General features: G+C 50.4%; 14 protein-coding genes. 7 read left to right on the top strand and 7 right to left on the bottom strand.

Features of this window, described 5'->3' with window-relative positions:
- Positions 1 to 32 precede the first annotated feature (32 nt).
- The 3 genes from IQ260_RS01670 to carA all read right to left on the bottom strand — a co-directional run bounded on the left by IQ260_RS01670 (position 33) and on the right by carA (position 2296).
- Positions 33 to 491 (bottom strand): Mini-ribonuclease 3, encoded by a 459-nt coding sequence (locus tag IQ260_RS01670; RefSeq protein WP_193990247.1) that lies wholly within the window; start codon positions 489 to 491, stop codon positions 33 to 35.
- Between the two features lie 81 nt (positions 492 to 572).
- Positions 573 to 929, bottom strand: a complete 357-nt coding sequence (locus tag IQ260_RS01665) for an STAS domain-containing protein (RefSeq protein WP_228015375.1) — start codon at positions 927 to 929, stop codon at positions 573 to 575.
- 212 nt (positions 930 to 1141) lie between these two features.
- On the bottom strand, positions 1142 to 2296 hold the full coding sequence (carA, locus tag IQ260_RS01660) for a glutamine-hydrolyzing carbamoyl-phosphate synthase small subunit (protein ID WP_193990245.1): 1155 nt from the start codon (positions 2294 to 2296) through the stop codon (positions 1142 to 1144).
- A 181-nt stretch (positions 2297 to 2477) separates the two neighbouring features.
- Here carA and IQ260_RS01655 point away from each other — a divergent pair, with 181 nt between their 5' ends.
- Both IQ260_RS01655 and IQ260_RS01650 read left to right on the top strand, forming a co-directional pair.
- The gene (locus IQ260_RS01655) at positions 2478 to 3272 is read left to right on the top strand and encodes a retropepsin-like aspartic protease family protein (protein WP_193990243.1); all 795 of its coding nucleotides are present in this window, start codon (positions 2478 to 2480) and stop codon (positions 3270 to 3272) included.
- Positions 3273 to 3463: 191 nt separating this feature from the next.
- The gene (locus IQ260_RS01650) at positions 3464 to 4393 is read left to right on the top strand and encodes a cobalamin-binding protein (protein ID WP_193990241.1); all 930 of its coding nucleotides are present in this window, start codon (positions 3464 to 3466) and stop codon (positions 4391 to 4393) included.
- 28 nt (positions 4394 to 4421) lie between these two features.
- On the opposite strand, the gene thiL is transcribed toward IQ260_RS01650, so the two are convergent.
- Together thiL and IQ260_RS01640 are read right to left on the bottom strand one after the other, a co-directional pair.
- Positions 4422 to 5444, bottom strand: a complete 1023-nt coding sequence (gene thiL, locus IQ260_RS01645) for a thiamine-phosphate kinase (RefSeq protein WP_193990240.1) — start codon at positions 5442 to 5444, stop codon at positions 4422 to 4424.
- Positions 5441 to 6574 carry a peptidylprolyl isomerase gene (locus IQ260_RS01640; RefSeq protein WP_193990238.1) on the bottom strand — a complete coding sequence of 378 codons (1134 nt, stop codon included), beginning with the start codon at positions 6572 to 6574 and terminating at the stop codon, positions 5441 to 5443. The genes thiL and IQ260_RS01640 overlap by 4 nt, the downstream gene beginning before the upstream one ends.
- A gap of 223 nt (positions 6575 to 6797) precedes the next feature.
- On the opposite strand from IQ260_RS01640, the gene efp reads away from it, so the two are divergent.
- The 3 genes from efp (at position 6798) to IQ260_RS01625 (ending at position 8639) form a co-directional block, all read left to right on the top strand.
- Positions 6798 to 7355 (top strand): elongation factor P, encoded by a 558-nt coding sequence (gene efp / locus IQ260_RS01635; protein ID WP_193990236.1) that lies wholly within the window; start codon positions 6798 to 6800, stop codon positions 7353 to 7355.
- Between the two features lie 57 nt (positions 7356 to 7412).
- On the top strand, positions 7413 to 7904 hold the full coding sequence (gene accB, locus IQ260_RS01630) for an acetyl-CoA carboxylase biotin carboxyl carrier protein (RefSeq protein ID WP_193990234.1): 492 nt from the start codon (positions 7413 to 7415) through the stop codon (positions 7902 to 7904).
- Between the two features lie 357 nt (positions 7905 to 8261).
- On the top strand, positions 8262 to 8639 hold the full coding sequence (locus IQ260_RS01625) for a hypothetical protein (protein WP_193990232.1): 378 nt from the start codon (positions 8262 to 8264) through the stop codon (positions 8637 to 8639).
- 57 nt (positions 8640 to 8696) lie between these two features.
- Here the strand turns inward: IQ260_RS01625 and IQ260_RS01620 are convergent, their stop codons facing one another.
- Together IQ260_RS01620 and IQ260_RS01615 are read right to left on the bottom strand one after the other, a co-directional pair.
- Positions 8697 to 9620 carry an FTR1 family iron permease gene (locus tag IQ260_RS01620; RefSeq protein WP_193990230.1) on the bottom strand — a complete coding sequence of 308 codons (924 nt, stop codon included), beginning with the start codon at positions 9618 to 9620 and terminating at the stop codon, positions 8697 to 8699.
- A 71-nt stretch (positions 9621 to 9691) separates the two neighbouring features.
- Entirely contained in the window at positions 9692 to 10615 is a 924-nt protein-coding gene (locus IQ260_RS01615; RefSeq protein WP_193990228.1) for an isopenicillin N synthase family dioxygenase, read from the bottom strand.
- 175 nt (positions 10616 to 10790) lie between these two features.
- On the opposite strand from IQ260_RS01615, the gene IQ260_RS01610 reads away from it, so the two are divergent.
- Positions 10791 to 11717: a LysR family transcriptional regulator gene (locus tag IQ260_RS01610; RefSeq protein WP_193990226.1), complete on the top strand. Its 927-nt coding sequence runs from the start codon at positions 10791 to 10793 to the stop codon at positions 11715 to 11717.
- A gap of 220 nt (positions 11718 to 11937) precedes the next feature.
- Positions 11938 to 13231, top strand: a 1294-nt coding sequence (locus IQ260_RS01605; protein WP_193990224.1) for a SulP family inorganic anion transporter, incomplete at its 3' end; no start/stop codon positions are given.

Genomic DNA, 13231 nt, shown 5'->3' with positions numbered 1-13231 from the left:
TTTTTAGGATTGTCAGAGTATTGCCAGAATTGTCAGATCGACGGTGAAATGGCCAACCTGTTTAATAATTCCAAGAGGCGGCTTTGATTGGTGATGTAGAGATAGCCCACCAAAGTTTCAAAGGCCGTTGCCTGTCGATATATCTTTGCCGATAAACGTTTTGGAGATTTAGACGTTGCGTTGCGTCCCCGACGCACAATGTCAGCTTCTGCAGGCTCCAAATAGGACATCAGCTGACTTAGATAATCAGCCTGCTGCTCAGCCTTAACCTGACTAACGACCTGCTGATGAAATTGCTGAATCCGCTGGGGAGGCCACAAAAATTTCATGCGGATATAGAGTTCAAACACCGCATCTCCGATATAGGCCAGCGAAATGGGGGAAACAGCCTCTATAGACTGAACCTGCAGATGTCCTAAGGAAAATGCCTGAGATATCTGCTCAGCAGACCATTGGACACCGGTTGCATCACCGCTGTTGATATTATCCACAGCAAAACCCTACGCTTGAGCACCCTGACAAGCAAGCGTACCATTGACCTGCGGGATTCCCCGTCCAGCCCATAGGTGCCTTCAAGAATCCTTTAGATTCTCAAGGGCGGCATCAACGGTGGGCTGGAGTGAAAGAAACTGTTCTAGACGGACTAACTTGACCGTTTGGGTAACCCGAGCGTTAGTGACCACTTGAACACTACCGCTTTCACCCTTTGCTTTTTTAACTAGCTGCACCAGGGCACCTAGCCCCGAGCTATCGACAAAATCGATGGCCGATAAGTCGAGAATAATGTGGGTGGGGCCTTCTTCAATATATCGGTTCAAAACCTTACGGAATGTAGGCTCTGAAAATGCATCCAATAGGCCAGTGAGGCGGAATATTTGACATTTCCCCCTAACATCACGGGTGCCTCTTAAACTTACGGTTAGGGTCAGCGACTCAGCGATAATAACCTCCCGAAGGCAATAGATACGGCAAAAATCAGACGTTTAATTTTAGGTCAGGATCCTTCTGACTGCAAGGGAAATAAGCGAAACGTAAATGCATCTAGCCAGGGCTGATTTGGGTCTCGTTCAAAGTTTATCTGGGGTTTGATTGTCACTTACATAGCCCTTAATCACGTAATGGGAACCATAGACTGCCCACGTTATGTACCTCGATGATCACGCATTAGAGTAACGAACTTCTCAAATAGGTAGTCCGCATCATGGGGACCAGGGCTGGCCTCTGGATGGTACTGCACCGAAAACACGGGTAGTGTTTTATGCTGCAAACCGGCGACTGTGCGATCATTGAGATTGAAATGGGTTACCTCGACGTCCGTAGAGGGAATTGTATCAGCGTCGATGGCAAATCCATGATTTTGGCTGGTAATTTCTACCTCCTGAGTGAGACCGCAGGGATGATTTAGCCCCCGATGCCCAAACTTTAGTTTGAAGGTTTTGGCCCCCATGGATAGGCCCAAAATTTGATGCCCCATGCATATACCAAAGGTGGGAATTTGACTATCCAACAGAGCCTTCACCAACTTTGGGGCGGCTTCGACAGCGGCGGGATCGCCGGGGCCATTAGACAGAAAAATACCATCCGGTTTGTAGCTCAAGATGTCATCAGGGGAGGTATCCACTGGAACGACAATTACCCGGCAGCCATAGCTGACTAACCGACGTAAGATATTCCGTTTAATCCCAAAATCGATCGCAACCACGCTCAGAGATTCCTGAGACTGGCTGTGGAGCGCTGGTGCGAATTCCCAGTGAGTACTGGTCGGCTCTGACCACTCATAGGCATTGGCAGTGGTCACCTCTTTCACCAGATTTAACCCTTCCATACTGGGCATCAGGTCTAATTGCTGACGCAGCTGCTCCGGGTCTAGAATTTCACTGGAGATGGCCCCGTTCATGGCCCCCGTTGTTCGTAGTTTGCGGGTTAATTGGCGGGTATCGATGCCATAGATGCCTGGAATATTGTGCTGTTTGAGGTAGTCCGGTAGTGAGGTGGTGGAGCGCCAGTTACTAGGCTGCTCACAAATGTTCTTTGCGATCGCACCGTTAACCTGGGGCGCACCGGACTCTTCATCTTCGTCATTAACGCCAGTATTGCCCAGTTCAGGGTAGGTAAAGGTGACAATTTGCCCCCGATAGCTGGGGTCGGTTAGTACTTCTTGGTAACCGGTCATACCGGTATTAAAGACAATTTCACCCACGACTGTACCCCTGGCACCAAAGGACCACCCCCGGAACACCGACCCGTCGGCCAAGACCAACAAGGCTGGTTGGGAATTAGTGGAAAAAATAGACATGGGGTACAACAGAGAAGACAGAGAGCATCCCCCGCAAATACCTTTTACTCAAAGACGTTTCAGAGGGACCGGTACTATCCTAGAGGCCATGGGTAACATTTGGACGATATTTGCAAAAAAAAGAGTTAAATTGGTTCAGGTTTTATGCCTGGGAGTACTGTCAGCTTGTCAGGCTGGCCCCATGCAAACTGAGCGTTCAGAGAAGTCTGGGTCAGGAGCCATAGCTGCTGGCACAGAAAGTCTGACAGCCCCCCTATCTAACCTTGACTCCTCTGCACCACAGCCTCCCAGTCAGCCGCCATCAACAGCCTATCGAGACGCCATCAACCTAGCCTCTGGGGCGGTTACCCTGGGACAGCAAGCAACCTCCCTAGATGATTGGGCGTTGATTGTGGGGCGCTGGGAGCAGTCTATTGAAAAGCTTCAGGATGTGCCAGAAGACGACCAGCACTATGCCACCGCCCAGACTAAGCTTCAGGACTATGGGCGTCACTTGGCGCAGGCTCAGCAGCGACTAGAAACGCTAAAGCAGCCCCCACCAGAGATTAATCTGGCGTCCCCAGCAGTGGCTGCTCCGGCTGCTCCGAGGGCTCCAATTACTCCAACCGCCCGTACCGCCCGTACGGTACCCATTATTGGACGCCATGGGGGTACCCCAGTCATTACCGTCACGTTGAATGGCAAACAATACCCCATGATTTTAGATACGGGGGCCAGCCATACCCACATTACGCGTACCATGGCCAATGAGCTAGGCGTTCAGGTGGTAGGGCAAGCGTCGGTTGCCACCGCTAGCAGCAATGCCACCACGGTTGATGTGGCCTATGTGCAATCCATTCGTGTGGGGGATATCAGCCGAACTAATCTCCCCGTTAGCATCGGTGATGCCGTGCCCATTGGCCTTTTAGGCAATGATGTTTATCAGAATCATGATGTGATTTTGCAGGTCAACTCGGTGGAATTTCGGGCTCGCTGATAGATTTAAGATCCGGCCACTGCCAATCTTTAAGAAAAGATCGGGTCTAACGTCTGGTCAGAGCTGAGATACTCTTGAGGTAGATATACGTAATAACTGCCCTATAAGCCCCCTAGTTCTATCGTTGGGTCTCTGCACCCTAGATAAAGTCAGTCAATCAAATAGTTTTTACGTATTTTCCCCGCGCTGCCATGTCCGAGCTTCGCATCGTTTCCCTAATTCCCAGCGCTACAGAAATTGTCATTCAACTTGGGTTTGGCGAGTCCTTGGTGGGCCGTTCCCATTCGTGTGATTTTCCACCAGCGGTGCAAACGTTACCGGTGTGTACCTCCCCTAGCTTTGATCCCGTCGGTCAGAGTAAGGAGATTCATGATCGTGTCAGTGAACTGCTGCACCGTGGTCTTAGTGTCTATGACGTCAATGTGGAGCGATTACAGGAGCTTCGCCCCACCCATATTTTGACCCAGGACCAGTGTGACGTCTGTGCCGCCAGTTTGGCCGATGTGCAAAAGGCGGTGGCTCAGATGATTGATCCCCAGCCTGTCGTGATCTCATTAAAGCCTCAGGTACTAGCCGATCTGTGGGATGATCTGCGCCGGGTAGCTACGGCCCTGGATGATGTGAATGGGGCTGCGATCGCAGATCTGACCATTGCCCAACTCCAGGGTCGACTCCAGAACTGTCTTAGCAAAGTGCCAACCAAACTCCCCCAGCCCACCGTGGCCTGTTTAGAATGGACCGATCCGCTGATGGGGGCCGGTAATTGGATCCCCGAACTGGTTTCCATGGCTGGCGGCCATCCTCTGTTTGGTCATGTGGGGCGTCATTCCCCCTGGTTACCGTGGGAAGACCTGAATGCGGCTGAACCCGATGTGGTGGTGGTGATGCCCTGTGGTTACGATTTACAGCAGGGCCGTGAGTCTATTAATCAACTGACTCAAATGCCCTCCTGGCAACGTCTTAAAGCCGTTAAAGACGGTCGCATTTTTTTAGTTGATGGCAACCAATATTTCAATCGTCCCGGCCCCCGTCTGGTGGATTCCCTAGAGATTTTGGCCGAGATTTTACATCCGGACGAGTGCGAATTTGGGTATGCGATGAAGGCGTGGAAGATCTATTGAAGAACGTCACAAGAGCTGTATAAAAACGCTAGCAAAAATGCTGATATCCCAGCCCTTGGTCTAAGGGGATATCAGCCCCATGGGTGACATCATCAATCAGACGAACGGTGGGTTCCAAGATGGTTTGACCGACAATCTGGCTGCTAGGTAGCTGCTCCACAAATGCCTGTGCCATGGCTGGGGGCAGACTCAAGACCAGTTCAAAATCTTCACCACCGTATAGGGTCCAGTTCTCGGCTGTAGCAACACCGACTGTGTCGACCAGCCCCGGTGGAATCGGTAGCCGGGAGCGCTGGAGGGTGGCCCCCACATGGCTCTGATGACAGATTTGAATCACAGCATCGGCGAGACCGTCGCTGGTGTCCATCACGGCGATGGTCTCAGGAATAGTTTTAGACCGGCCTGGGAGGGCGCGCAACGTAGCGATCGCATCAAATCTGGGGACGGGTCGCTGATGGGCCTGAATCCATAGATGAGTGTGCTCGTCTGGTTGACCGCACTGAAAATCCCTGGGTGGCTCATCTAGGAGTAGGGCTAAACCAGCTCGCGAGGCTCCGTGGATGCCAGTGGCGACCAGGACTTGACCCGCCTGGGCACGGCTGCGATAAAGCGCCTGGTGCAGTGGAACAGCCCCCAGGGCTGTGATCGCCAAGCTGCGTTGGTCCCCTCGACAGAGATCGCCACCGATGATGGCCCCGCCATAGTGTGCCAAGCAGTCGGCCATACCTTGATATAACGCCTCTAGCCACGGCCAGGGAGTGCTAGCTGGCAGTGTAAGCCCCACCGTCAGCCCGATGGATCTAGCCCCCATGGCAGCTAGATCCGATAGGTTGATGGCAGCTGCTCGCCAGCCGAGGTCACGGGGGGGAAGGGTGCGATCGCAAAAATGCACCCCATCTATTAACACATCAGTACTCACCACCAGCTGCTCGCCCGCAGGCAGAGACTGGACTGCCCCATCATCTCCGACGACATCAGCGCAAAACCGGCGCAATCGTCTGAGCACATTATGTTCACCTAGCTCGGCCAGGTTGGGACCAGGGTGACTCACGCTCCCGGCGTTACAAAATTATCCAATCCGTCAATCACCTGGGCTGAGATAATTTTGCCCCCCTGACGGCCCATCTTATCCAGGGCCTCTTTTCCTGAGATCGTGTAGCCAAACACGGCATAACGACCATCCAGCAGGTTTAATCCAGCAGGTGTTAGTTCCGGCTCAAACAAAAAGAAAAAGAACTGAGATGAACCACCATCTGGCTCCGATTCAGGACGGGCCATTGCCAGCGCACCAAAAGAGTTAAACGGAAGCACAGGCTTCTCTAGAAAACGTCCCAGCTCTTCTAATGTGGCCCCATAGGTGGGGGCTTTATCACCCTCTACCAAAATCTCCAGGGGAATAGCCCGATACTTTTTAGTCTTGGGGTCAATAAACCCAGTTTCAGGCCCCGCCGGATCGCCAGTTTGCAGCACATAGTTTTCCTCAGCCCGGTCAAACGTCATACCGTCATAAAAACCTCGCTGCACCAAGTCCACAAAGTTACCGGCTGTAACTGGGGCACTATAGCCATCAACCACAACCGTCACCGGGCCTTCATTCGTTGTCATCTCAATGGTGGCCCGCCCCTTCAACTGAGGTAGATTGTCATAGTCCTCAGGCACTTCATAAGGAAAGCCTTTCACCATTAGATACTCCAGTTCGCCAATGGTGCCCAGGGTGGCACGACGTCCAGTCCAGAGATTTTCTAGCTCCTTGTTTTGCAACGCCGTCTGCATGGCCTCAAGCTGAGTATCAATTTTCTCCAGCAAGGGCTCAGCTAGGGAGCGACGCTCCTCTGGAATCGCCTCTAGGATTGCTGTACGCTTACGACTAATCAGCTTTGCAGATTTGTTGATTTCTCGCTTTGCCCGTCCCCACTGCTTGGTGCGCAGGGCATAGTTAAGGCCTTCTAACTTATCCTGAACATCACGAATTTCCGGACTATCAACGGGTAGGGCATAACGCAACAGGGCTTGGGGGTCAGTAATCGCATCCCCGGGGGGTAAATAAGCCACCGGTAGCGTAAGCATTGGCGCTGCCTGGGCTGATGGCACTAAAAACCAGCCCAGACCGACTATAAGACTAAGACTAACGCTCAAGAAACCCGCAAAGGCGGCTGAAAAGCTGTATTGAAAACGAGCCATAGCTGGAGAATAACGAAAACGGCGTGATAAACCTTCATGATCTTGCCACAGTCTGGCTCGTCTCAGATAGTTCTGTTGACCCGCGATCAATGTCTTGTATCGCTGACGGCATTGGTCGGCATCATGTCACCATCAGGGAAACCATACGGCTAAATGGCCGCTGAGCTGTACAATAAGGGCCGACTGTTAACCGCCGACTATCACTCTACTGTCTGTTAGCACCATGATCTCTAGCAACGATTTTCGTACCGGCACTAGCATTGAAATCGATGGCTCCGTGTGGCGGGTTGTGGAGTTTCTCCATGTCAAACCTGGAAAAGGGGCGGCATTCGTGCGGACTAAGCTAAAAAATGTTCAGTCCGGTAGTGTCGTTGAGCGGACCTTTCGAGCTGGAGAAACGTTGCCCCAAGCGATCCTAGAAAAGAGCGTGATGCAGCACACCTATCGAGATGGTGAGCAGTATGTGTTTATGGACATGGAAACCTATGATGAAGCTCAACTCTCGGCGGAGCAAATTGGGACCCAGGTGAAATACCTCAAAGAGGAAATGGAGGTCACCGTTCTTCGCTGGAATGGTCAAGTTCTAGAAGTTGACTTACCTAACTCAGTTGTTTTAGAAGTGACAGAAACTGACCCTGGAGTTAAGGGAGACACCGCTACTGGTGGCACTAAGCCTGCCAAGGTTGAAACCGGCGCCCAGGTGATGGTGCCCTTATTTATATCCATCGGCGAAAGAATCAAGATCGACACCCGTAACGATTCCTATCTTGGTCGAGAATAGTTTTTGAATACCTTGGCTTAGATAAGATATTTCATTGTTCATTTGGAGTTGTAGACAGTGGATTTGGATTTTAGTGAGCTTCGCCAGTTAGTCGCCGCGCTTGACCAAACGGATATTGCCGAGCTGACGCTTAAAAATCCTCAGTTTGAGCTCACACTGCGCAAAGCTACAGCTCCGAGTCAGGCAGTGGTAGTGGCTTCGGAGAGTGCCACCGCATCCACTGTGATGCAGCCGATGGCGACAGCAGCGGTGCCCGCTCCCCCTGCAGCCGTAGAGGCCGCTCCCCCTCCGGCTGCTAGTACGTCTGATCTCTATGAGATTACTTCTCCGATGGTGGGTACGTTTTATCGTTCACCCGCTCCTGATGAACCTCCATTTGTGGATACAGGTGATCGGATCAAAGTTGGCCAACCTGTGTGTATTATCGAAGCGATGAAGCTCATGAATGAGCTAGAGGCTGAAGTGTCTGGTGAGATTGTAGAGATTTTGGTGCAAAATGCTGAACCTGTAGAGTTTGGTCAGCCATTAATGCGAGTAAAGCAGAGTTAGTTTACCGCTAGCACATTTATATTTATATAAGGTATGGGAACCCATTGCCTAGGTGTCATTACCTACTAGTCTAGGTTGGTATAGTGTAGACTACCTAGAAAGGTGAAGCCTTGGGTGAAGTTGGGCACTCTGTACAGGAGTGTTCATCATGATGGGGTTTGGTTAAACCCCTCAACAAACCGCTAGACTAGCTCTAATTAGTCGATTTCTTATTCGGTCTTTAGTTAAGGAGGTGTCCCTTCGGTAGAGATATGCCAGATGTCCAGCTCTAGAACCGCTTGCTTGGGTAGATTAACAATCGTTGTTAAACAAGCGGCATTGTGTACGACATTGTGTATTCACCAAAAGGAGAGAAGCATGCAAAATACCCCTCGACCGCTCATTCAGCATGAATCCGAGTCCCCCGCCTGCAAAGCTCCAAGACGAACACGACTCTACAAACGCTTAGAAGAAGCTCTCCATACCGGTAGTGAAGTTTGGTTTCGTATGCCAGGAACAAGGCTAGTTGGTATTCCTATTTATTTGGATAACGACTATGTGGAAGTAGTTGATGTAGATGTGGCCGAAGGTTACGAAGATGATGAACTACCGGATGATCCATACCAGCGCACAGTGTGGCTAATTCGATTGGCTGAGATCAGTGCCATCTCCTATGCAACAGATCGTTGGTCCAAGGATCGGTTTGAGCGCTTATTGGATCAAAGCGATTCGGATAGCAACTCTAGAAGTGCTTAGGGTCCTATTTTCAAGCCAGTCCTGAACAACACTTGTTAGAGTAGTCGCCTAATTTGATCAAGCTGATGTAGAAACAGCTTGATCGTTTTTGTCTTTTTGGGGTTGGTTAAGGCTGCGGAAATAACGATTGCCAATGACTAACCAAAACAGGCCATAGGCTAGAATTTGTACCAGATAGATGCGATCGCGATACCCCAGCAATATCTTCAAAATCACTCCTGGAAACTGTTTGTCTGGCATAAAGCGGCTGGCATCCCAGATCATAGGACCGAGTACACAAGACTGACCAAACCCGAGGCATAGGTCCAGGCTATTGAATTTGCTGAAGGCTGCAAATGTAATATCCATGTTGCGACAAACCGAAATCACTAACCCTGAAATGATCAGCAGCAGTAACACCCCCATCACTTGAAAAAATAATTTCAAGTTAATGCGAATTCCCCATTTGAACAGACCAAACCCGATCAGTACGGCTCCCAACAGACCGATAACAACCCCGCCCAGGCTAACCGCTAACGTTTGCGTCTGAGTGAAGAGAAATAAAACAGTTTCAAACCCCTCTCGCAGAACTGCAATACAGACCAAACTAAAGATACTCATGCCAGCTGCCTCGCTGGTAATCGCCGTATTGACGGTCTGTCCGATGTCTGTTTTAAGGGACCTCGCCTGATGGGTCATCCACAGGAGCATCCAGCTCAGCATGATAATGGCAATGCTGCCAAACAAAATACCTAATATCGGCTTGAAAAGAGCTTGGGCATTGGGCATGACATGCTGCAGCTGCTGCAGGCCCAGACCTAAAAATGACCCAATTAAAATGCTGCCCAGCACACCAGCGGCCACCCCACCTAGAGCCCACTGATTTAGCTCCGTTTTCTCTGCTTTATTTAAGCAGGCTAAGACGATGCCCACCACCAGCGCTGCTTCCACCCCCTCTCGCAGGGTGACAATGGCCATAGGTAAAGCAGGTGCAATATTCATGGAAGTGAGTTGAGTGGTGCTGTCTATTATGCCGTGTTACTGCCCCAACGCATGTAAATCCCAACGCCCCTTTACGCTAATCCAATCTCCTGAAGCCGTTGCTGTAGATATTGTCCGGCAGTTTGAGATGGAAACTTAAGTTGCCCACCTGTGCGCTCTACACAGTTGGGCAGCGGGGTGAGATCAAAGTCTGGTCGAGGATGCATAAAGAACGGCAAGGAAAATCTGCGCGTATTCTGGAGATCGCCATTGACCACTCGATGGGTGGTGCTTTTAAATACACCGTTACTGAGAGCCTGCAGCATATCTCCTGTATCAACAATAATCTGACCGGGCAACGATTCGATAGCTAGCCAACTGCCGTCTGTTTGCTGCAGCTCCAGACCAGGGCCTGTGGATTCGCACAGCAAGGTAATTAGATTAATATCCTCGTGGGGAGCCGCCCTGAGTCCTCCGCCTTGTTCAGACTCCAGTAAAGGGGGGTAGTGCAGTACTCGCAGAATACTTTTGCCCTGGGTAGCTTCCTCGTCAAACGTATTCTCTGGTAGATCTAGATATAGGGCACAGGCTCTGAGTAATTGAGCAGCGCACGTTTCCAGCTGTGTGTACAGTTGCGACATTGCCCACTGAAACTGGGGAACTTCTCTAGGCCAGGGATTAATCAACTCCTTTTCTCGACCGACATGCCAAAACTCTTTTAGGTCAGGGGCCTGATTATCTTTGGCATGCTCTTGACCAAAGCGGGTAAAGCCACGCTGCCGATGAATTTCTGGCCGTTCGTAGGTCTGTTTAGTAGCTGCTGGTAGGGTAAAAAAATCGGCAGCAGCCCCATAGGCTAACTGAATGAGATCGGCGTCAATGTCGTGATGTTCTAGAGCGAAGAATCCGACTGTTTCTAGGGCTTCTCCTAGGGTGCGGACAAAGTGTTGTTGTTGAATAGGGGACCCGTGGAGAAAGGTTTGAAGATTTAGAATAGGAAGGGCAGCGATAGGCATGGCAAGGTTAGCGGGATTGATATCAATAACATTAACGACAACCTAACATTAGGTAAAATAATTTATTTTCTACAGGAGAAAATCGCTGACCTAACAACAATTTTTAACTCAACAACAAGATACGCTAGATACCTGTCTAGAGGCATGAGATCCATGGTGACACCAGGGTAGAAGTATGAAGGAAAATTCGCAAAATCGCATTAAGCTGTCCCAACTAAAAATATTAGTGGCGGTGGCGGAACAGCAGAGTTTTAGCGAGGCTGCGTTAGATCTGGGTATTTCGCAGTCAGCGGTTAGTCATGCGATCGCATCCCTAGAAGAGTATTTAGGCGTGATCATCTTCTTTAGAGGTCGCTATGGCGCTAGACTCACCCCTGTCGGTAGTCGTATCATCAGCCATGCCCAAATCATCGGTGAGCACACCGGATACATCCTACGAGAAGCCACATTTGCCAAGGGCCTAGAAAAAGGAGAGGTGCACATCACCACCTTTCGTAGCATTGCCACCCATATTCTGCCAAAGGCAATCATGCAGTTCCAGAAGCGATTTCCGGGCATCAAAGTAAAACTCACCGAACACGACGACTACTTGCAAGTTGAACAGGCTATTAGAGCAGGCCGTGCCGATATCGGCATCACCTTTATGCCCACAGGCAAGGGGCTGACTACTTGGGAGTTCCTCAAAGATGAATTTATAGTCCTATTACCGCCCAACGTGCAGCCAAACCAAAAGCAGCTCACATGGCAGTGGCTATCAACCCAGCCCTTAATTATGCCCCCGGTTGATTCCATCATGATGCGCCCCCTCTATGACCACATCAATGGTTTGGGCTATCGTCTCAACATCCTGAATGAAGTCAAAACCGATGCCGCTATCGTCAGCCTTGTGGCCCAAGGTTTGGGAGGCACGATTTTGCCACGTCTGGCTGCAGAACCGATTCCCCACACTGTCAATGTTTATTCATTACCCGTTCCCCTAGAACGCCAAGTAGGAATTGCCATTCTGGCCAATGCTCTCCAGCCGCCCACGGTATACGCTTTACTTGAGATATTAATCGGCCCACTTGGAACAGTCGCAACATCCCACGCCCCGAGCGAATAGCCCACAACAAGCATTTCAGTCATCGGGGTGATCAACGTTTCACTGTACTATTAGCTCAAGACTATTAGCTCGAGCCGAAAAGCGATAGACTAATATCTATGAAAAATGTTTTCAAATAGAATTTGCTCTATAGCCAGCCATTCAGCATTGGTTGAATAGTGCTACTGAAATCGTTAGAGCTGATCAACTTCTACAACCTTTGTTTATCCCGTAGTTAACTGTGCAAATTACCAATCAAATTCACTTTCGAAATTTGCGGGGTGATCTCTTCGGTGGTGCTACCGCCGCTGTTATTGCCCTACCCATGGCTCTTGCCTTTGGTGTTGCTTCCGGAGCCGGTCCGGTCGCGGGTCTTTGGGGTGCTGTTTTAGTTGGATTTTTCGCCGCTCTATTTGGGGGAACACCCACCCTCATTTCTGAACCTACCGGTCCGATGACGGTGGTAATGACGGCTGTAATTGCCAACCTGACAGCAGCTGATCCTGATAATGGAATGGCGATGGCCTTCACGGTGGTGATGATGGCCGGTCTGTTTCAAATCATTTTTGGGACTTTGCGGCTGGGCAAATATGTGACGATGATGCCCTATACCGTGATTTCAGGCTTTATGTCTGGCATCGGTATCATTCTTGTCATCCTGCAGTTAGCACCATTTTTAGGGCAGGCCAGTCCTGCCGGTGGTGTGGTCGGTACACTGCAATCTATCCCCGAATTGTTGAGCAATATTCAGCTCCCTGAAACCATTCTGGCGGCGGTAACCGTGGCTATCATTTGGTTTATGCCAGCACGGTTTAGCAAGGTGGTTCCACCCCAGCTGATTGCGCTGATTGCGGGTACTGTTTTGTCTTTAGTGGTATTCTCTGGCGTGGATATCCGACGAATCGGTGAAATTCCCATGGGTTTGCCGAGTATGCAGGTGCCCACCTTCAGTCCCGATCAGTTGCAGCTCATGGTTGTTGACGCGGCTGTCCTCGGCATGTTGGGCTGTATTGATGCCCTGTTGACTTCGGTAGTAGCCGACAGTTTGACCCGAACGGAGCATAACTCTAACAAAGAACTTATCGGCCAGGGTATTGGTAACATCGTTTCTGGCCTGTTTGGTGGCATCGCTGGTGCGGGTGCAACCATGGGTACCGTGGTCAATATTCAATCCGGTGCCCGCACCGCATTGTCAGGCTTGACTCGAGCTGGTGTTCTACTCGTAGTTATTCTGGGAGCAGCTAACCTGGCTGCCGTTATTCCCCTAGCGGTTCTAGCGGGTATCGCCCTCAAGGTTGGTATCGACATTATCGACTGGAGCTTTCTGAAAAGAGCGCATCAGGTGTCCCGCAAGGGGGCACTGATCATGTATCTCGTGATTGTGTTGACCGTTTTGGTAGACCTGATTGTTGCGGTGGGTGTCGGTGTCTTTATCGCCAATATTTTAACCATTGAGCGTATGAGTCAGATGCAGGCAAAATCTGTCATGACCATCAGCGACTCGGACGACAGGATTATTTTGAACACCAATGAAA

The sequence above is a fragment of the Leptolyngbya cf. ectocarpi LEGE 11479 genome (assembly GCF_015207065.1).
Classification (GTDB): Bacteria; Cyanobacteriota; Cyanobacteriia; order Phormidesmidales; family Phormidesmidaceae; genus Leptothoe; species Leptothoe ectocarpi.
This window is presented reverse-complemented; position numbering and strand designations above follow the sequence as displayed.